Origin of the sequence: Azospirillum rugosum (genome assembly GCF_017876155.1) — a bacterium.
In the GTDB taxonomy this organism is placed as follows: domain Bacteria; phylum Pseudomonadota; class Alphaproteobacteria; order Azospirillales; family Azospirillaceae; genus Azospirillum; species Azospirillum rugosum.
The window spans coordinates 163,418-181,289 of sequence record NZ_JAGINP010000003.1 but is presented as its reverse complement, the minus strand read 5'-3'; the positions used below and the strand labels follow the sequence as shown (position 1 = coordinate 181,289).

General features: G+C 69.6%; 17 protein-coding genes. 5 read left to right on the top strand and 12 right to left on the bottom strand.

What is annotated here, in order from left to right:
- Position 1: 1 nt before the first annotated feature.
- Positions 2-844 (bottom strand): tonB-system energizer ExbB, encoded by an 843-nt coding sequence (gene exbB, locus J2851_RS05705; protein WP_209764858.1) that lies wholly within the window; start codon positions 842-844, stop codon positions 2-4.
- A 149-nt stretch (positions 845-993) separates the two neighbouring features.
- Between exbB and J2851_RS05700 the strand changes: the two genes are divergently transcribed.
- Positions 994-1,269 carry a hypothetical protein gene (locus J2851_RS05700; RefSeq protein WP_209764857.1) on the top strand — a complete coding sequence of 92 codons (276 nt, stop codon included), beginning with the start codon at positions 994-996 and terminating at the stop codon, positions 1,267-1,269.
- A gap of 211 nt (positions 1,270-1,480) precedes the next feature.
- Here J2851_RS05700 and J2851_RS05695 read toward each other — a convergent pair whose 3' ends face one another.
- Entirely contained in the window at positions 1,481-1,873 is a 393-nt protein-coding gene (locus J2851_RS05695) for a hypothetical protein (protein ID WP_209764855.1), read from the bottom strand.
- A 499-nt stretch (positions 1,874-2,372) separates the two neighbouring features.
- Complete coding sequence (locus J2851_RS05690) at positions 2,373-2,837, bottom strand: hypothetical protein (protein ID WP_209764853.1); 465 nt, start codon at positions 2,835-2,837, stop codon at positions 2,373-2,375.
- Between the two features lie 142 nt (positions 2,838-2,979).
- On the opposite strand from J2851_RS05690, the gene J2851_RS05685 reads away from it, so the two are divergent.
- Positions 2,980-3,789 carry a DUF3750 domain-containing protein gene (locus J2851_RS05685; protein ID WP_307419036.1) on the top strand — a complete coding sequence of 270 codons (810 nt, stop codon included), beginning with the start codon at positions 2,980-2,982 and terminating at the stop codon, positions 3,787-3,789.
- Between the two features lie 3 nt (positions 3,790-3,792).
- On the opposite strand, the gene J2851_RS05680 is transcribed toward J2851_RS05685, so the two are convergent.
- A complete protein-coding gene (locus J2851_RS05680; protein WP_209764849.1) occupies positions 3,793-4,656 on the bottom strand; it encodes an LOG family protein in 864 nt (287 codons plus the stop codon).
- Between the two features lie 142 nt (positions 4,657-4,798).
- Here J2851_RS05680 and J2851_RS05675 point away from each other — a divergent pair, with 142 nt between their 5' ends.
- The 3 genes from J2851_RS05675 to J2851_RS05665 all read left to right on the top strand — a co-directional run bounded on the left by J2851_RS05675 (position 4,799) and on the right by J2851_RS05665 (position 8,087).
- On the top strand, positions 4,799-4,984 hold the full coding sequence (locus J2851_RS05675) for a hypothetical protein (protein ID WP_209764847.1): 186 nt from the start codon (positions 4,799-4,801) through the stop codon (positions 4,982-4,984).
- A 139-nt stretch (positions 4,985-5,123) separates the two neighbouring features.
- Entirely contained in the window at positions 5,124-7,541 is a 2,418-nt protein-coding gene (locus J2851_RS05670) for a hybrid sensor histidine kinase/response regulator (RefSeq protein WP_246500438.1), read from the top strand.
- A gap of 48 nt (positions 7,542-7,589) precedes the next feature.
- A complete protein-coding gene (locus tag J2851_RS05665; RefSeq protein ID WP_246500437.1) occupies positions 7,590-8,087 on the top strand; it encodes a substrate-binding domain-containing protein in 498 nt (165 codons plus the stop codon).
- A gap of 43 nt (positions 8,088-8,130) precedes the next feature.
- Here J2851_RS05665 and J2851_RS05660 read toward each other — a convergent pair whose 3' ends face one another.
- From J2851_RS05660 to J2851_RS05625, 8 genes are all read right to left on the bottom strand, one after another.
- Positions 8,131-8,565: a group III truncated hemoglobin gene (locus tag J2851_RS05660; RefSeq protein ID WP_209764844.1), complete on the bottom strand. Its 435-nt coding sequence runs from the start codon at positions 8,563-8,565 to the stop codon at positions 8,131-8,133.
- A gap of 119 nt (positions 8,566-8,684) precedes the next feature.
- Positions 8,685-9,440: a hypothetical protein gene (locus J2851_RS05655; protein ID WP_209764843.1), complete on the bottom strand. Its 756-nt coding sequence runs from the start codon at positions 9,438-9,440 to the stop codon at positions 8,685-8,687.
- 211 nt (positions 9,441-9,651) lie between these two features.
- Positions 9,652-10,839 (bottom strand): polysaccharide pyruvyl transferase family protein, encoded by a 1,188-nt coding sequence (locus J2851_RS05650; protein WP_209764842.1) that lies wholly within the window; start codon positions 10,837-10,839, stop codon positions 9,652-9,654.
- A 65-nt stretch (positions 10,840-10,904) separates the two neighbouring features.
- Complete coding sequence (locus J2851_RS05645; protein WP_246500436.1) at positions 10,905-12,083, bottom strand: hypothetical protein; 1,179 nt, start codon at positions 12,081-12,083, stop codon at positions 10,905-10,907.
- A 143-nt stretch (positions 12,084-12,226) separates the two neighbouring features.
- The gene (locus J2851_RS05640; protein WP_209764840.1) at positions 12,227-13,540 is read right to left on the bottom strand and encodes a glycosyltransferase family 4 protein; all 1,314 of its coding nucleotides are present in this window, start codon (positions 13,538-13,540) and stop codon (positions 12,227-12,229) included.
- A 31-nt stretch (positions 13,541-13,571) separates the two neighbouring features.
- Positions 13,572-15,734 carry a glycosyltransferase family 2 protein gene (locus J2851_RS05635; protein WP_209764839.1) on the bottom strand — a complete coding sequence of 721 codons (2,163 nt, stop codon included), beginning with the start codon at positions 15,732-15,734 and terminating at the stop codon, positions 13,572-13,574.
- Positions 15,731-17,044, bottom strand: a complete 1,314-nt coding sequence (locus tag J2851_RS05630; RefSeq protein ID WP_209764837.1) for a glycosyltransferase family 4 protein — start codon at positions 17,042-17,044, stop codon at positions 15,731-15,733. Before J2851_RS05630 ends, J2851_RS05635 begins: the two co-directional genes overlap by 4 nt.
- The gene (locus tag J2851_RS05625) at positions 17,041-17,868 is read right to left on the bottom strand and encodes a class I SAM-dependent methyltransferase (protein ID WP_209764836.1); all 828 of its coding nucleotides are present in this window, start codon (positions 17,866-17,868) and stop codon (positions 17,041-17,043) included. Before J2851_RS05625 ends, J2851_RS05630 begins: the two co-directional genes overlap by 4 nt.
- Between the last annotated feature and the right edge of the window lie 4 nt (positions 17,869-17,872).

The following is a 17,872-nucleotide window of genomic DNA, read 5'->3' as shown; positions in this document are numbered from 1 at the left end:
GTTACTCCGCCGCCTTGGAAGACACGCGGGGCAGGGCGCGGCGGTCCATGTCGCGGCTCAGCAGCCGCTGCACCGCCGCCGACGCATCACCGAGCTGGGCGCGGTAGCCGCCGATCGACCGGGCGAAGGCGTTGTAGACGACCACCGCCGGGATGGCCGCGACCAGCCCGATGGCGGTGGCCAGCAGCGCCTCCGCGATGCCCGGCGCCACGACGGCGAGGTTGGTCGTCTGCGTCTTCGCGATGCCGACGAAGCTGGTCATGATGCCCCAGACCGTGCCGAACAGCCCGACGAAGGGGGCGGTGGAGCCGATGCTGGCGAGGATGCCGGTGCCGCGCATCATGCGCCGCCCTTCCGCCGCCTCGATCCGCTCCAGCCGGGAGGCCGCGCGCTCCTTCAGCCCGTCCAGGGACGGGGCGTCGGCGGACTGGTGCGCCTCCGCGATCACCGCGCGCAGGAAGGCGGTCGCCGGGGTCTTGTCGAAGCCGATGGCCTCCGCCGCCTGCGTCAGGCTCCGCGCCTGCTCCAGCGCCGCCTGCGCGGCGCGCGCCCGGCGCTTGGCCTTGGACAGCTCGATGGACTTCGCCAGGAAAATCGTCCAGGTCGCCACCGACGCCAGCGCCAGCCCGGTCATGACCGCCTGCACGACGGGGCTGGCCGACATGAACATGCCCCAGGGCGACAGGTCGTGCGGCAGAGTCGCCGTGGCGACCGGCGCCACCTCCGGGGGAAGAGCCGTGGGAAGGCTGTCCTGCGCCCAGGCGGCCGCGGGCAGAAGGAAGGCTCCGGCCGCGGCGGCGACGGCGCGGATGCGGGTGGTTGTCGGCGTGATGGTCTGGAGCATGGCGGTCGGGCGTCCCTGGGGTGTGCCTCTCCTGTATAGTGCGAACGACTCTCATTTGCACAGCAAAAATTGCCGCGACGAACGCACCGCAGCATGGTTGTCAACGGGACCCGCAAACAGGGATTGGCAAACAGGGATTGGCAGCGACCATGGGCAGCGCGCGCACCGTCACCGAAAACGGCAGCTTCCGCCTGATCGAGCAAGACGGCCGCTTCGCCGTCCTGGAGGTGAGGGACGGACGAGCCTATGGGCTGGAATCAGAAACTCCGAACACCGGCGGCGCGGAACGGCCGAGCGCGCCCGACCGGCCGGAGACCGTGGCCACCGTGGTCCAGCCCCAGGACTGGGCCGACGAGCCGACCGCCCGCGCCCGGTTCGACAGCCTCACCCAGCAGGGCGACCGTCTGGCCCGGACGATCTGGTGACCGCGGTTGCTGCAGCTTGAAGGGTTGTCAGGGCTGTCGCACGCCGAGACACGATTCCATTCGCAGGACCACCGTCATCCCCGCGAAAGCGGGGATCCAGAACTCCGCACAGCGTACCGCTCCGAAACGCTCTGGATCCCCGCCTTCGCGGGGATGACGGCTGTCTTATGAATGGAGCGCACCCTCCGGGCGAAATCGCCCCGAAGGGTTGCTACTGCACCTTGAAGGTGTTGCGCAGGGTGCCGTCGGAATTGACCATCTGGTAGGTTCCGTCGCCGACGCTGTAGATGTCCATGCACTGCTCGCGCTTGTCCTCGTCCAGCGTCAGGCAGTAGCGGTCGCCGGCCACCTTCCAGTCCCCGTACAGGTTGCCCTTGCCGCCGGAAATCATCACGCGCCCGTCGCGGCCGAAGCTGTTGGTGTAGGACCGGCCCCGCGGGTTGGACAGGCTGATCGACTTCCCGGTGAGAAGGGACGAGATCTCGTTTCCCTTCAGATGCGTTGCAGACGCCTTCTTGTAGTCCGGCTGCAACGCCTCGCAGGCCGGCAGCGCAAGGAGGAGCGCGACGGCGGCGAGGCTGGTACGCTTCAGGCTGGCACGCATGGTGGCCGCTCCTGTCGTGGAACATTGACGGTCCAAGAAAGGTGACGGCCATCCGGCCCCGGTCAAGCCTCCCCTATACCAACGCGCCAGCGCAACAACGGGAGCGAGTTCCCTCTCCCGCCCCGGGAGAGGGAGGGTCCCGCCGTGAAACGGCGGGAGGGTGAGGGTACACCCAAGGATCAGCGCCTTGATCCTCGCACGACCCTCACCCGGCCGCTTTGCGGCCACCCTCTCCCGGGGCGGGAGAGGGGAGATAAAGCCCGCGTTCCCGTTGCGTCCGCCCGCGAAACTCTATAGGATCAAAATCACAAACGGCCGAACTCCGCCCGCACAGCGCCGAAAAAATCCCGTTGCACATTGGTGCAGCGATTAACACCTATGGCCGGCGTCGGCCCTCTTTGTGACGTTCTTTGTGCCCTTCGTGTCTTTGTGGTGAATCCCCCTGGCATTGCCACCCTTTCACGACGATCGTCCGTGCGACATCATCGCGTTTGATGTTTCACGGCGTTTCATTGCGTTGCACGGCCCGCTCCGACAGCCACTCAGCGATGACGAAGGCGGCGAGCCGCGACAGCGCCGCGTCGTCCCGGCCGGACTCGGTCTGCCAGTCCCGGTGGCGGTCCAGCGCGCGGCGCAGAAGGTCGGCCCGCCGCTCCGCGGGGATGGCGCCGAGTGCCGTGTCGAGGCTGGTCAGGTAGGGCGGGAACTCCTCGCTGGGGCCGGTGAGGCCGCGCTCGCGGCCGTCCGGGTCGAACCAGACTTCGGCGGCGGCCGTCTCCGCGCTCGGCGGGACGACCATGCCGCCGACGTAGCCGGTCGGCTGCACGACCTTCCAGCCCTTCTTGCTGGGCCCGGTCGTCCAGCCGAGCGCCCGCGCGACCTCGGCCGTCGCGGCGCGGGTGGGCGCCTGCCGGGTGATGCGGTCGACGAGATCAGCCGGAAACACTGAAGGATCGGCGGTCATCGGGCGGTTCCTCGGATGGCGTCGGTGGTGGCGCGGGGCATTGGCACGGTCTCTTTCCTACAACAGGGAGGGGCGGAGAGGCGATGGTAGCATTGGAACAAGGATGCCGTGGGCAACACCGCAGGGTAGGCGGGAGAGGCGGGTGAAGGTGATACTGGGATTTCTTTTGCTGCTGGTCCTGCTGCTGACGGGGCCGGCCTTCGTGATCGCGTCGGGCTCCGCGTCGCTGGGCGTGGACTGGAGCCGCGCCGACCGCAGCCCCGTGGGCCTGGCGCCCGACCCGGCGACCACGGCGGAGGCGGTGGTCCAGGTCTACGCGGCCCGCGCCCTGTCCTGGCGCGGCGCCTTCGGCGTGCACCCCTGGTTCGCGGTGAAGCCGGCGGGGGCGCGCGCCTACACCGTCTACGAGGTGATCGGCTGGCGCGTCTACCGCGGGCTGCCGGCGGTGTCGGTCAGCAACCGCGACCCCGACGGGCGCTGGTTCGGGTCCCAGCCCTCGGTGCTGGCCGAGCTGCGCGGGGCGGACGCGGAGGCAGCCATCCCCAAGATCGCGGAGGCGGCGAGCCGCTACCCCTACGCCGGCGAATACCGGCTGTGGCCCGGCCCGAACAGCAACACCTTCGCCGCCTGGGTCGGGCGCGCGGTGCCGGAACTGCGCCTCGACCTGCCGGCGACGGCGCTCGGCAAGGACTTCCTGGCCGCCCCCTTCGTGGCACGGGCCCCCAGCGGCACCGGCTGGCAGCTGAACCTGTTCGGCGCCGCCGGCCTGCTGGTCGCGGCGGAGGAGGGGGTGGAGCTGAACCTCCTCGGCCTGACCGTGGGGGTGGACCCGCTGGACCTCGCCATCAAGTTCCCCGGCATCGGCCGCATCGCCCCCTTCGGCCGGGGCCTGCGCGCCGCGGCTCCCCCGCCGGCCGAGACGGCGGAGGAGGGTGCGGCGCCGCAGGGCTGAGCGTCACGCCTCCTCGTCGGCCGAGGATTGGCCCGTCCCCGCCGGGCCCAGCGGCGGCGCGCCGCGCTTCAGGCCCAGGCGGTTCATGCAGTCCCAGGCCTCCTCGGCCGTGTCCACGATGTCGAACAGGTCGAGGTCGCCGGGGCTGATCATGCCGTGGTCGGCCAGAGCCTGGAAGTTGACGACCTCGTTCCAATAGTCCCGGCCGACGAACACGATCGGCAGGCGGGAGGCCTTGTTCGTGTTGCGCAGGTTCAAGATCTCGAAGGCCTCGTCGAAGGTGCCGTAGCCGCCGGGGAAGATCGCCAGCCCGTTGGCCCGCATCGCCAGGTGCATCTTGCGGATGGCGAAGTAGTGGAAGCGGAAGGTCAGATCCGGCGTGCTGAAGGGGTTCGGGTGCGGCTCGTGCGGCAGGCTGATGTTGAAGCCGATGCTGGGGGCGCCGGCCTCCTGCGCGCCGCGGTTGGCGGCCTCCATCAGGCCGGGGCCGCCGCCGGTGGCGATGACGTTGTCCCGCTGCCCGTCCGGCGTCGGGGCCAGCGCGCCGCCCCGCTCCGACACGATGCGGCCGAACTTGCGCGCCTCCTCGTACCAGGGCGCCTGCTTGGCGCGCCGCTCGGCATGCGCCTTCTCCTCGGGCGTGCGGGCTTCGCGCAGCATCCGCTCCGCCGTCTCGGGCGACGGAACGCGGGCGCTGCCATACACCACGATGGTCGAGCGGATGCCCCAGGCCTTCAGGTGCATCTCCGGCTTGGCGTATTCGAGCATGAAGCGCACGCCGCGCATCGGCTCGCCCAGCAGGAAGTCGCGGTCTTCGAAGGCAAGGCGGTAGCTGGAGGATTCGTGGTTCGGCGTGCTGTCCGGCATTCCTGTCTCCCCGTTCAAGGACATGGGTCTCTTGTAGAGCATGTAGGGGGTGCGGCGCTTGAATGCCGCGCCTTTTCCGGCGAGGGAACCGCCGGCGCCAAGGGGATGTTGCCGAGGGGTGTTGCAACAGGGGAGAGTTGGAATGTCCAAATCCATGCCGCCGGTCCCCCCGGCCGCACGCAGCGACAAGGGACCGGGCAGCGCGCCGCAGGTCAGCAAGGACGATCAGGCGGCCACCCGCCCGACGCCGGAAAATCTGGAGGAGCAGGATCGCCAGGGCAATACGAAGCAGAACACGACCCATCAGGGCTACCAGCAAGACCGCTGAGGAACTTTGCCCGACTTTTGTGCAGGGAATCCCCTGTCCGTAAGAGCACGCTCCTCACCGGGCCGATGTTGCTAGGATTTTGTGCTAGACCGAAAAACATTCGGCGCGCTGAATCCGGAGCATGGGACAAGGAGCCGCATTGAGCCGCATCGAGCCGCCATGGCCTTTGAACGAGCTTGCCCGTATCGACAAGCTCAAGGGCTATGGCGTGCTCGACACGCCGCCGGAACCGGTGTTCGACCGCCTGACGCGGCTCGCGTCCCGCCACTTCGACGCGCCGATCGCGCTGGTCAACCTGGTGGACGAGACGCGGCAGTGGTGCAAGGCGCGCTTCGGCCTGGTGTCGGAGGCCATCGAGCGCCGGATTTCCTTCTGCGCCTTCACCATCCTGGAAGACCAGGTTCTGGTGATCCCCGACACGACCCAAGATGAGCGCTTCGCCGACAACGAGCTGGTGGCCGGACCGCCGCACCTGCGCTTCTACGCGGGCGCGCCGCTGAAGACGCCGGACGGGCTGCTGATCGGGACCTTCTGCATCATCGACATGAAGCCCCGCCCGGAGTTCGACGAGGAGAGCCGCAACGACCTGGAGGAGTTCGCCCGCCTCGCCATGCACCAGCTGGAGGTGCGCGCGGCGGAGATGGCCACCGGCGAGGCCGAACAGCGGCTGCGCGAGAAGCACGCGCTGCTGGAAAGCATCATCGAGAGCGCCAGCGACCCCATCTTTGCCAAGGACCGCGACCGCCGCTTCACGCTCGTCAACTCCGCCACCGCCCGCCTGTTCGGGCGCAGCCGCGACGAGGTGGTGGGGCTGTGCGACCACGACCTGTTCCCGGCGGAGGACGCCGCCCGGCTCGACGCCCTGTGCCGCCGCGTCGTCGAAAGCGGGCGCGAGGAGACGGTGGAGGAGGAGTTGCCGTTTCCGGACGGCATCGGGTCCCGGGTGCTGATGATCGCGGTGATGCCCCTGCGCAACGCCGCGGGCGCCACCGTCGGGGTGGCCGGCGTGGCGCGCGATATCACCGCCCGCAAGCGCGCGGAGGAGGCCCTGCGGGTCAGCGAGGCGCGCTTCCGCAACCTGGTCGACCACACGCCGCAGTTCATGTGGATCAACCGGGCGGACGGGTCGGTGGAGTTCGTGAACTCCGAATGGCGGCGCTACACCGGGATCGACCGGCTTGGGCCCAACCAATGGGACTTCGTCCACCCCGACGACCGCAAGCACTTCCTGGAGCTGCGCAGCGGCGCGATCGCTGCGGGCACTCCCTACCAGATGGAAATGCGGGTGCGGCGGGCCGACGGCGCGTGGCGGTGGCAGTTCACCCGCGTCGTGCCGATGCGGGAGGAGGGGCGGATCGTGTCCTGGATCGGCACGGCGGTGGACATCCACGACATCCGCCGCGCCCAGCAGGCGGCGGAGGAGGCGGACCGGTCCAAGGGCCGTTTCCTGGCGTCCGCCAGCCACGACCTGCGCCAGCCCATGCAGTCGATCCTGCTGTTCGCCGGCGCGCTCCGCGCCCACGTCGCCGACGAGCCGGGCCGCGCCGTGCTCGACCGGCTGCAGCAAGGGCTGGACACGCTGAAGGACCTTCTGGACAGCCTGCTGGACGTCTCCCGCCTCGACGCCGGAATCGTGGCCCCGCAGATTGAGGAGTTCTGCATCGCCGACCTCATCGGCCCGCTGTCCGCCGCCTTTGCCCCGGTCGCCGAGGCCAAGGGGCTGGGCTGGCAGGTCATCCCCTGCACCGGCCGGGTGCGTAGCGACCGGGTGCTGCTCGGCCGCATGCTGCGCAACCTCGTCGACAACGCCATCCGCTACACCGAGCGCGGGCGCATCCTGGTCGACTGCACCCCGCACGGCAACCGGCTGCGGATCGAGGTCCACGACACCGGCATCGGCATCGCGCCTGAGCAGCAGGGACGCATCTTCGAGGAGTTCCATCAGGTCGGCAATCCGGAGCGCGACCGCGACCGGGGCCTGGGCCTGGGCCTCGCCATCGTGCGGCGGCTCTCGCACCTGCTCGTCCATCCGGTGGAAATGGTCTCGCACCCCGGGCGCGGCTCGATCTTTTCGGTCGACGTTCCCCTGGTGCAGCGCATGGATCGGGGGCCGGACTGCGCGGCCGCACCGCAGCCGGTGAGCCCGGTCCCCATGCGGGAAGCGGCGAACCAGCAGCAGCGGCTGGCCGTGGTGGTGGAGGACGACGCCATCGTCATGATGGGGCTGGCGACGATGCTGCGGGAATGGGGGTTCGACGTCCTGACCGCCGGAAGCACGGACCAGGCGATCACCCGGCTCCGCGCCGTCGCCCGGCGGCCCGACGTGGTGCTGGCCGACTACCGCCTGCGCCAGGGGCGGGTCGGGACCGAGGCGATCCTGCGCATCCGCGACATGTTCGACGATGGCGTGCCCGCCATCATCATCACCGGCGAGATCGGGCCCGAACCGCAGCGCGACGCTGCCGCCCACGGCATCGCCCTGGTGCACAAGCCGGTGACGCCGCGCCTTTTGGAAGCCTCACTCGCCCGCCATCTCGGAGCCGTACGGCCGGGTTGAGCGTTAGTCCCAAGTCGGACTGTACAAAACGTTTCAGTGGAGGACCGATTGAGAGTCGTCACCAAGGGGATGGCCGCGCTTGCCGCGGCGGTCGTGCTGGCGGGGTGCCAGTTCCCCGGCTTCCAACAGCCGCCGCGCCAGACCGCGACGCTGCCCGCTCCCAGCGTTCCGAAGCCGCCGCCGGAGGAGCGCGGGATCTGGATCGTCGGCAGCCCGGCGATGCGGGGCCCGATCGGCGCCGCGGCCGACCGCTTCGGCGGCACGCCCGACACCAAGCCCCGCCTCGTGGCCGAGGGCACCAACAGCGGCTTCCGCGCCTTCTGCGCCGGCGTTGGGCTGGAGACGCCGGACATGGTCGTCTCCGACCGGCCGATCAAGGCGGACGAGTTGAAGCGCTGCCAGGCCAAGGGCGTCACCCTGACCGAGTACGAGCTTGGCCCCAAGCAGTATGTCTATGTGAAGGACGCGAACCTGATGACCATCCCCGGCGTCCGCGACTTCACGCAAAGCTGGGGCGTGCCGGGCAAGCCGGTGCGGGCGACGTAAGGCCGTTTTCCCCCTCTTCCGCCGCGGCGGCGGGGGAGGGGGCTTACGCCCGGGCCGCCATCTGGTTGCGGAAGAAGTCCACGCCCATCTGGATGCTGCGGCCGATGTTCTGCGCGCGGTCCTCGAAGAAGACCGCGGCCTCCGGCGTGCAGACCTCGGCGGTGGTCTCGCGGAACAGGGTCAGCCAGCGCTCGAAATGCTCCGGGCGGATGTCCAGCCGGACATGCGCCGGGACGGGGCGGCCGTCGTAGCGGTGGGTCAGCAGCGCGACGGAGGACCAGAAGTCCATCATCTTCTGCAGATGCGGCTCCCAGTCCGTGATGGCGGCGCCGAAGATCGGCCCCAGGACGGGGTCGGCCATGATCTTGCCATAGAATGTGCGGACCAGGGATTCGATCATCGCCTCGTCGATGCCGGTCTTGGCGACCCGCTCGGCGATGGTGGCGGCTTGCGGCGACGGGAAGCGGTTCTGGTCCATGCTGACGGCGTCCTGACCTGTCCTCCGGGGGCACCCCGGGCAGAAGCGCCCTATATAGAGCCACGCGCGCTTCGCCGCCAGCCCTGCAACCCGTCCCTGCGGGGATCAGTGGTCCAGGATCAATGGAAGATGAAGCGCCCTATGACCGCCGCGACCAGCGCGCCCACGGCGGCGCCGATCCCGGCGGCGATGATCGGGGCCGTCGATGAGGTCGCCTTGGCCTTCAGCGCGGTGTCGAAGCCGCGCATGGTCGTGTCCATGCGGACCAGGAATACCTCCAGCCCGGCGATGCGCTCCTTCAGGTCCACCAAAGTCTCGGCGTGGGCGGCCTGCTGCGCCGCGGAGGCGGCGTTGCCGGCCTGCTCGGCCCCGACGCGCTCCTGAAGGTCGCGGAGCAGCCGGGCGATGCCCTGCTGGGTCGCGACGATCCTCTGGCTGTCGCGGCGCGCCGCCTCGACGCCATCGCCGATGCGCATCAGGTGCGGGGCGAGCGTGCGCTCCAGCAGCTTTTCCTCGGCGCTCGGCTGCACGAAGGTGGTGATGGTTCCCGTGCTCGGCGCGTGGATCACCGCCACGACGCGGGTCGGGTCGAGGTCCGGCGGCAGGACGAGGTCGGCCTCGAAGGCGTGGTGGCCATCGCCGAAGCCACCGCCCACGAGATCCTCGCGCGGACGGTCCGCCAGCGTGCGCCCGAGCACGAGGCCGCGCCCGTCCGGCGTCTCCGCCCGGAATTCGACGTCCAGCCGGTCGTTCGGGTAGGAGCGGTCCCAGGCCCAGCCATAGATCCGGCCGGCCTGGATCGCGTCCACGCGCCCCTCGATGACGGACGGAACGATTTCGGTAGCGACAGGTTCGGGAATGGCGGTGTCGGGCATGGTTCGCTCTTCCGGTCGGCTGGAACGGGGGGTGTTGGGTTGCGCTGCGCTTCACCCAACCTACGGTGCTCGCTTCGTAGGTTGGGTGGAGCGCAGCGCAACCCAACAGAACAGGACAACGGCGACGCCGAGGCCCGGCACCACCTCGGCCCAGCCCGCGGCGGGGGAGCGGGTTGGGCTGAGAGGGTGCCGCGCCCGGCGTCGCGCGCCGTCAGGCCGCCTTGCGCTGCGGGGTCTTGCGCGCGGCCGGACTCGGCATGCGGTGCGGGAGGTAGTTCTCGTCCAGGAACTCCCGCATGTCGCGGTAGCGCTGGTAGAAGGTGCGGTTGAACTTCTCGAACAGGCTCTGGTCCCAGTATTCCTCAAGGACGAAGGGCTTGTCGGAATAGACGTCGTAGCAGGGAATCGCGAAGGTCTCCGCGAACTCCGCCGTGCGGCTGTCGTAGCTGAAGTAGATCGACGGCGTGCCGTTCGACAGGGCCATCAGGTTGCCGTGCAGGCGGTAGCCGAGCACGAGGTCCTTCGAGCGCACGAGGTTCTCGTAGTCCGCGACGACGTCCGAATACCACAGGCGGGTGCGGTACAGCTCGTCCAGCTCCTCGTCGAAGTAGCCGGTCTTCAGCCACGGGTTGTTGTGCAGCTCCTCCCAGGCCTCGGCCTTCTGCTCGTCCGTGCCCCAGAGCAGCTTCTTCTCCTCGACCTCGCCCTGCATCATCAGGACGGTGTCGAAGCGGCGGCTCATGTCCTTCACGAAGTCGCGGTGGCGCGCCAGGTAGGTCTTCACGTCCGGCGAATAGTGGGCCGACACCTCACGGCGCATGGTGATGCCGACGTTGCGCACGCTGTCCAGCGACGGCAGGTCGATGCGCAGTTCCGGATCACGGTTGCGGAAGGCGGTCGGGCAGCCGACGATGCGCACGTTCTTGATGCCGAGGTCCCACAGCACTTCGGCCGTGTAGGTGCCGCGCACGCCCAGCGTGGTCGACTTGTCGGCGAACATCTGCCAGATGCGCTTGCTCTCGGCCGACAGCTCCATCTTCCCGGTGGCTGGGGCCTGGGCACCGACGCCGAAGGCGATCACCGGGATGCGCAGCTTCGACAGGACCTGCTCGGTCGCTTCCGGCCAGGTCATGTGGTTGTGGATGTAGTTGGAGCCGCGCAGGAAGACGTAGTCGTATTCCGCGTTCGCCTTGTCCACCACCTCCTGCTTGAACTCGCGGATCTCCACGACGTCCAGGCGGTCGAAGGTCAGCAGCTTCAGCGACGAGTCGTAGACGAAGGCGTCGCCGATGTTGTGGTAATGATTGATGCTGCGCTGAATGTTCTGATAGCCGTACCACCGCACGCAGTCATGATCATAGACTTCGCCGGAGGGAATCATGACTAGAATGTTAGCCAACGCAATTCTCCTGGATCGGGGGTGTGGTGGAATGGTCGAGTTTCGAAGCGAACCGTTTGTTGATTTTACCCGCCTGTGATTGGCTCAAGGCGGATCATTATTCGGACGAGATCGCGGTCTTGCGTCGGCTTGCAGCCGTTTTGCGCAAGGCGCGTCATGTAGAGGTACGCGTTGTTGCCGACATCCTCGAAGTTCCGCGTCTTCGCGTTGGGATCGAGGATCGCCGGGTAGTAGTAGCTCTCCGCCACGCCGCAGGCCTTGTCGGTCAGCAGCGGTGCGGCCAGCGCCAGCCGCGGCGGCGACCAGGTGACAAGGTCGGGGGAGGTGGAGGTCCACACGCCGGACACCGGCTGCGCCCCCGGCCGCTCCGCGCGACGCCCGGCCATCACCGCGACCCACAACCCGGTACCGCTGTGGCGGACAAGGCTGGTGACGGTGAAGGGCAGGCGGCCGGGCGGCAGCGGCGCGCAGGCGTGGGCCGCGGCGTCGGCCTCGCCCTCCGCGTAGGGGTCGGCGAAGCGGACGGTGAAGTCCCGCCCGTCCCAAGCCCGCCAGGACTTCGGGTCGCCGAGGTCGCGGGTCCGCATCAGGCAGACGCCGCGCTTCTGCTCCCCGATGCCCTCCGCGAAGGCCATGGCGTAGTACCAGCCCTGGCGCTCCACGATGTTGCTGGGCGCGAACAGCCCGGCGCGGCGGCCAAGGTCGCCGCGGAACTTGTACGGAATGCCGGCGACGTAGCGCCCCGGCCCGAAGCTCTGCCCGCCGTCCTTGGAGACGGTGAGGGTCAGCGCGTTCCACCAGCAGGCCATGTAGTCGCCCGCCGGGCAGAGGTTGCGCCGCTTGTGCCCGTGATACTCGTTGTGGACCAGCCCGTAGACGGTCGTCCCGTCCAGCGTGTAGGGCGAGGTCAGCCAGCCCACGTCGTCGTAGCGGGCCGGATCGTCGCGCTTGCCGGACTTGAACACCACGCGGCAGTCGTGGCGCAGGCGGTCCAACGACGGGCCGGACAGCGTGCGGGCGTTGGTGTGCGCCGCCAGCAGATGGACGGTGCCATCGGCCCCCTTCCAGGCGCGGGCCGGAGCGTCGGGCACGTCCCACGCCTCGCAGGCCTGGCTGCGGTGATCGTAGACGGTCTCCGGCGCAGCACCCGGAGCGGGGGAGACGCGCAGGTCGGCGGCGTGTGCGGCGTTGGAGGCGAGCAGCATCGACGACGCCAACAGGGCGGCGCGCAGGATGTGCAGCATCCGTTGCCCCCTCCCTATCCCTCCCCCGCTTCGCGGGAGAGGGGACTTGGGAAAGGCGGCGGCAGTCCCCTCCACCGCCCCCGGCGGGGGAGGGTTAGGGAGGGGGCCGCCGTAGCCGTGCTCGCGCGTCCGCATCAGGGCTCTCACACCTTCTGCGCCACGGCCCGCTCGGGCATGGAAACCGCGCCGCCACCCGCGGCGGCGATCAGCGCGTCGTAGATGTCCGCGTGGCGGCGGGCGCATTCGGCGCGGTCGATCGGGCGGCGGATGCGCATGCGCAGGCGGTCCCACAGGTCGGGGGTGGTCAGCGCCTCGGTCATGCGGTCGACCAGGTCCTCGACGCTGCCGTTGCGGAAATGCAGGCCGTCCACGCCGTGGGTGACCTTTTCGCCCATGCCGCCGATGTTGCTGCTGATGATCGGGCGGCCGTGCAGGAAGGCCTCCTGGATCACCACCGGCGAGTTCTCCCACCAGATGGAGGGCATGACCACCCAGTCCACGTCCTTGATCAGGCCGGGCAGTTCGGCGGAGCGGTAGCTGCCGTAGAAGCGCACGCGGTCGCCGGCGCGCTCCACCGCCTCGTTGAACTTCTTCTGGTAGGCCTCCGGCTGGCGTTCCAGGTTGCCGCCGAAGATCATCAGCGCGCCGTCCTCGCCCCAGGCCTTTTCCGAGATGCGGCCGATGGCCTCGACCAGGACATGGGCGCCCTTGAACTCGGTCAACTGGCCGAAGAAGGCGAAGCGGTTGCGCTTGCCGCCGCGGGCCAGCGGGCGGGGCGGGGCGATGCCCTCGATGGTCAGGCCGTTTTCGATCATCCGGAACTTCTCGCGGGGCAGGCCCCAGTCGACGTAGCGGTCGATCAGGAAGTTCGACGGGCTGACGTAGAAGTCCGCCTGCTCCAGGAAGGTCTTCAGGAACAGCTCGCGCTTGAAGAACTCCGCCTCGCCGATGTGCGGGAAGCAGCCGGCGCAGTCCGCGGGGCTGGAGCGGTAGCACAGCGTGTTGCGGCTGGTCTTCACCATCTGGCCATGGTGGTTGCAGATGGACAGGTACTCGTGGAAGGTCACCACGATCGGCACGCGCGGCAGCGCCTGCCGGATCGCCTGGATGGTCTCCACGCCGAAGCCGATGAAGTGGTGGAAGTTCACCACGTCCGGCTGCAGGTCGCGGATGTAGCGGACGAAGTCCTTCTCCAGCCCGGGCAGGTTCCGGTTCGACAGGCGGAAGTGGTCGTAGTCGTTGGCGTAGTAGAGGACCTCGCGCTCCTTCTGGCGGAGCGCCATCAGGGCGGAACTGCCGTGCGGCGTGACCGGCGGCGCGGTGCGGGCCAGGTAATGGCTTTCCCAGCCCGGCAGGTCGTGCATGCCCAGGTGCAGGTTGTAGGACGCCACCTCCGCGCCGCCCAGCGAGAAGGCGGGATGGCCGTGGCTGATGATCAGGACGCGCTTGTTGCTCATGGTTCGGCCGATCTCGAATGGGCTTGCGGGGTCAGGCGGCGACGCGGGCGGACCAGGTGTCTTCGAAGCTCCACCGGTCCACCATGGCGCCCGCCCGGCGCCAGCGGTCGGCGTGCGCGTCGCGCGGCTGCTCGTCGAGCGCCACCAGCGTGACGCGCGGCAGCCAGACACAGGCTCCGCCCAGCGCGCGCAGGCGCAGGCAGAGGTCCAGCCCCTTGTGGTCGGCCCCCATGTAGGAGCCCATGGTCGAGAGCGCGCGGGCCAGCGCGTCCTTGGGCAGCAGCGCGCATTCCGGGGCGGCGGCGTCCACCGTGGCCGCCTCGTGCTCCTTCAGCCAGTCCTGCGGGTAGCCGGCGTAGCGGCGCTCGAAGGTCTTGGCGCCGTCGGAGCCCTCCACCGCCATGATGCCGGCGAAGCGGATCGAGTGGTCCTCGTACAGCAGCGTCGGGCTGACCATCACCGGCCCGCCGGACTTGCGCGACACCCGCTCCAGCGCCGACAGCCATCCCTTCTCCGTCGGCAGGACCGATGGGGACAGCATCAGCACCCGCTCCGCCCGGGCGTGGGGCAGGGCGGCGGCGATGGCCTCGAACGCGTCGGTCGCCTCGGGCGCTGCGACGAAGGTCACCGACAGCCGGTAGAAGGCCGCAGCCTGCCGCACCGCGCCGCCCAGCCGCTCGTGCGTGCCGGCCGTGGCGACGACCAGCAGCTCGGTGTCGGCGAAGTCCGGATCGATGGCGAGGCGGGCGATGTTCAGGTCCACGTCCTCGCGCCGGTCGGTCACCGGCAGGACGACGGACACGCGCGGCGTCTTCACCGGCCGGCCCATGGGGTGGATGCCGGTGGCCCGCAGATCCGACCCGCGGGTGCGGGCGGTGCGCAGCATCGGCCCGACGTGCCGGGCGATCAGCGTCTCGATGGACGGGCTGTCCAGGTTCACCAGCGACAGCATGCGCTTCAGCGCTTCCGGGGCCGGGGGCAGGCAGCTCAGCGGCAGGAAGGCGAAGCGGTCGTTGGCAAGCTCCAGCTCCAGATGGAAGTCGGCCGTCTTCGCCACGCCCGCGGGCTCGGTCGCGAAGACGGTGAAGCCGTGCTGGTCCTGGCCGGGCACCAGCCGGCCGGCGAACAGGCCGTCGTTCTGGAAGGCCTCCGTCACGTCGCGGCGCGACAGCCGCGACCACTCGCCGTCCAGGCGGGCGGAGACGCCCGGCCCCTTCAGCGTGACGGCGCGCACCTGGTGCGTGGGATCGAGCATCCAGCCGGCGACGAACAGGCCGGCGCCGGGCACGCGCAGCACCATGTCCATCCCCATGCGGACCGGCACGTCGAGCTGCGACACCGTTTCCGCACCGTCGTAGCGCGACGCGGCGATGCGGGTGACCGCCTGCCGCGCCTCGGCATCCTGCAGGTTGCCCAGCATGTCGCGGACATGGGCGGCGGCCACGCCCTCCGGCAGGATGGTGCGCTGCTCGAAGATCTCCATGTGGCGCCAGCCGTCGGCGGCGCGGTAGTGGATGCGGCGGATGGAACCGGGGGCGGGCGTCGGGTCGGTCAGCACGGCGAGCACGCCGGCGGCGTCCGACGGCAGGTCGGGCCGCGCGAAGGAGCCGGCGGTGGCGCGGTGGATACCGATGTCCTCCGCCTCGATCAGGATCTTCTGCGCGCCGGTCTTGAAGCTGCGCGCCCAGCCCTGGAGCATCAGGCTGCCGTCGCGGAAGCGGCCGAACACCTCGGTGAAGCCGTCGGGCTGCGAGACCTCCTGGACGAGGCCCGCCAGCAGGCGGCCGATGCGGTCGCTGGTCCCGTCGGAAGACGCTTGCAGCGCGATGGCGAAGTCCAGCGCCAGCGACAGCGCCCCCGGCTGGAAGGCCTTCAGCGCGGCGATCAGGTGGGACGGGTTGGTGCGGACGTTGGACAGGCGTGGCAGGACCAGCCGCTCCCCGCCCTCGTCGGCGATTTCCACCCGCGATGGGCGCAGCTGCGCCAGCCCCGCCACGCGGACACCGCCCAGGAACCAGCGCTCGCCCTCCGCGTCCGTCCAGGACCGGCCGCCGTAGCGCCCTTCGACCGAACCGTCGAGATGCACGACCCCCGCGGTCGGCAAGGTCCGGTCGATGGCGCCGAACAGCACCAGCGTGTCCTCGTCAAGTAGAATGGCCGCCGTGATGTCGGCCTTGGTGATCGGTTCCTTCATCCTGCGATGCTCCCCGCAATAGAGCCCTGCCCATGCGCTCCCCCATCACCCCATATTATTTCGTCATACAGCATGACGTGTTGTTCGGCGGCCTCTTCGGTCGTGCGGACCACCGGTATGTTGGACACGAGCCTTTCCCAAAGTCCGGGCTCGGTCATCGCGCGATTCATGACTCGGGCCAGATCCGTGGCGTCCCCCGCCCGGAAATGCAGCCCGTCCACCCCGTCGCACACCGCTTCCGCCATGCCGCCGATGCCGCTGCAGATGACCGGGCGGCCATGCTGGAAGGCTTCGCGGATGACCAGCGGTGCGTTCTCCCACCAGATCGACGGCATCACCACCCAGTCGCAGGCAGCGATCAGGTCGGCCATCTCCTCGCGGCGGTAGGGACCGTGCTGGACGGCGTGCCCCTTGGCCCCCTTGAAACCCTCCTCGACCTTGGCCTTGAAGGCGTCGGTCTGGAACGGCGCCCCGCCATGCACCGCGAGCGAGAAGTCCGCGCCCGTCCGGGCGAGCCGCGCCACGGCGTCGAGCGCCACGGTCACGCCCTTGAAGGGGTTCAGGTTGCCGAAATAGGCGAAGGCGTTGCGCGGAGCCCCCGCGGGCAGCGCGCGGTGCGGCGCCGGATCGACCGCCGGGCGGCCGTTCTCCATCACCTCGATCCGGTCGGCCGGGATGCCCCAGGCGACGTAGCGGTCGCGCAGGAAGGCGCTGGGCGCCAGGAACTGGTCGACGAGGCCGAACATCGCCTTGATGTGCTTCTCGCGCAGCACGAACTGGTCGGCCGGCCGGTCGGGGAAGCAGCGGTGGCAGGCGTCCGGCGAGGACGCCCGGCAAAGCGCGTGCCCGTTCGTCGTGACCATCTGCCCGTCGTTGGCGCAGATCGGGTAGTAGTCGTGCAGCGTGTAGACGATCCGCGCCTCCGGGCAGATGCGGCGGATCAGGAACAGCATCTCCACGCCCAGCAGCAGGGTGTGGTGGATGTGCACGATGTCCGGCCGGAAGGCGCGCAGCAGGTTCGACAGGTCCGGCACGATGCCGTGCAGGTCGATCTGGCTCTGGAAGAAATGGTCGAAGTGGCCGGCCCACAGCACCACCTCGTCAGCGCTGCGGCCCAACGTCTGGAGGTTCGTGCCCGGCTTGCGGTCGCGGTGGATGCCGTTGGTGCAGGCGAGGAACAGGGCTTCCGCCCCCAGCGCCTTGATGCCGCGGAACAACTCGTGCGCGAAGATTTCCGTGCCGCCGGGATGCAGGCTCGGGTGGTTGTGGGCGACGATCAGGACGCGGGGAAGACCGGAGGCATTGCTCATCGCGCCCCCTCCTTCTCCAGCACCAGCAGGTCCTGGAAGTTCTCGGCCTCGCGTTGCCCGCTCCAGTGGCCGCGCAGGACCGGCTTCGCCGGGCGCAGCCCCTGGGCTTCGAACACGCTTAGCAGGAAGGCTTCGGAATAGGCGACGGCGGCGTTCGGCGCGTTCTCGTCGGCGATGTATTCCGGACCCGGCGCGTCGATGAAGGCCGGCCGGGCGGTCTTCTTGGCGATGCCGTCCCGCGCCTTGGCGTCCACCAGGAACAGGCTGAGGAAGACGCGCCCGCCCGGCCGCAGCACGCGGGCGATCTCCGCCGCGTAGCGCACCGTCTCGGCCGTGCGCAGGTGGGTGATGACCGAGGTCAGGATGATGAAGTCGTGCCCGTGGTCGGGGTAGGGCAGGGTGGACTTCGCCGCGTCGAACCGGCCGCCGGGGTTGTAGAGCGCGTTCGCCACGTCCAGGGTCTGGAAGCGGAACTCCGGATAGGCCGGCGTGATCGCCTCCTGGCACCAGCGGATGCCGTCTTCGACGATGTCCACGCCGTCGTAGGAGGACTCCAGATACTGGGTCAGCGGCACCGCCATGCGGCCGATGCCGCAGCCGATCTCCAGCACGCGGTCGGTCGGCTTCAGCCCGCCATAGCGCACGAAGTGGCGCAGGAACTCGGCCCCGATGGCGCGGAAATCGCCGTCGCCGATGAAGACGCGGTCGGGCGGCGGCACCGGCAGGAAGCGGTTGCGCGCGATCTGCGCGCACAGCCACTCCAGCCGCGGGTCGGTGTTGCGGCGCAGGACGGCGAGGCGGTTGCCGGTCAGGATCTCGTTCATGTCC